The following is a 1,281-nucleotide window of genomic DNA, read 5'->3' on the forward strand; positions in this document are numbered from 1 at the left end:
CGCGCCGCCTCGTTCTGCGCGGCGAGGATGGCGAGGCGCGGCGCGCTCACGCGCCGGCCTTCGCGACCCAGCCCCGCGCTGCCGCGCGGTGTTCCAGCAGCGGCATGCCCGCGCGCACCCGCGCCGTCACGGCGCTGTCGATGCGTGCCGTGGCCCAGCCCATGCCGTCGCTGCACTTCGCGACCACATGGCCCCAGGGATCGGCCACCAGGGAATGGCCATAGACGCTGCGCGTCGCGCCGCGTTCCTCGTAGGTGCCGTAGGAGGCCGCGGCGACGATCCAGCACTGCGTGTCGATGGCGCGCGCGCGCAGCAGCGCCTCCCAATGGTCCTTGCCGGTCTGCAGCGTGAAGTTGGAGGGCACAAGGATGGCCTCGGCGCCACGCCGCCGCAGTTCGACGTAGAGTTCCGGGAAGCGCATGTCGTAGCAGATGGTGCAGCCGAAGCGGATGCCCCCGGCCTCGAACAGCGCGAGGTCGGTGCCGCCGCCATACAGCGCGCTCTCGCGATACCCCGTACCGTCGGGCGCGGTGATGTCGAACAGGTGGATCTTGCGGTAGCGCGCGATCTCGGTCCCGTCGGGATCGAAGACCAGCGTCGTGTTGAACAGCTTCTCGCCGCCATCCTCGATGATGGAGCCGCCATGGACCGTGATGCCGTGGCGGCGCGCCAGGCCGCGCAGCATCTCGTAGGCCTGGCCGCCCTCGGCGCCCGGGGCGGGCAGCACCTCGGCCGCGGCACGCCGGCTCTCGCGCCCGCCGCCGAGGTTGGTCCAGGTCTCGGGCAGGGAGACCAGGGCGGGGCGGTCGGCCGCGACCGCCGCCTCGATCAGGCGCTGCGCCTGCGCCAGGTTCGCGGCCTTGTCGCTGCCCTGGTTCATCTGGATGACGGAGAGATGCATTTTTTCGCCCTCAAACGGCGGGCGGCGGGCATCCGCCCGCCTTGCCTTCGCGCCTCGCACTGTCGCACCGGCGCCGGTGTGCGGTCTGGGCGCGGTCGCGCCGTGCGCTCCCGGATCGCGCGTCGCGCGATCCGAATGCCCTATGGTCCGATGGGGAGCCGGGCCATCCCCCCCGGTCCCGGACCGGCGGCGCCTGGCGTCCACCCGGCTTGCGCTCGCGCTTCGCATTGGCGCACCCGGGCCGAACCGAGGCTTCGGGCCGCAGGGAGCACTGCTTCTGGTCGGCCTGTCGGCGCGGCATGTCGTGCCGCGTCATGCCGTCGGCGTGCCCGTCACGCGCCGCGATCCGCCTTGGGCCAGTCGAGCCGCGGCTCGGCCCG

At 73.2% G+C, this 1,281-nt stretch carries 1 protein-coding gene; it reads right to left on the reverse strand.

Features of this window, described 5'->3' with window-relative positions:
- Positions 1 to 46: 46 nt before the first annotated feature.
- On the reverse strand, positions 47 to 901 hold the full coding sequence (locus tag HW578_RS26730) for a carbon-nitrogen hydrolase family protein (protein ID WP_198373726.1): 855 nt from the start codon (positions 899 to 901) through the stop codon (positions 47 to 49).
- Positions 902 to 1,281: the final 380 nt, after the last annotated feature.

This window comes from Roseomonas rosulenta (assembly GCF_016106005.1).
Lineage (GTDB): Bacteria > Pseudomonadota > Alphaproteobacteria > Acetobacterales > Acetobacteraceae > Neoroseomonas > Neoroseomonas rosulenta.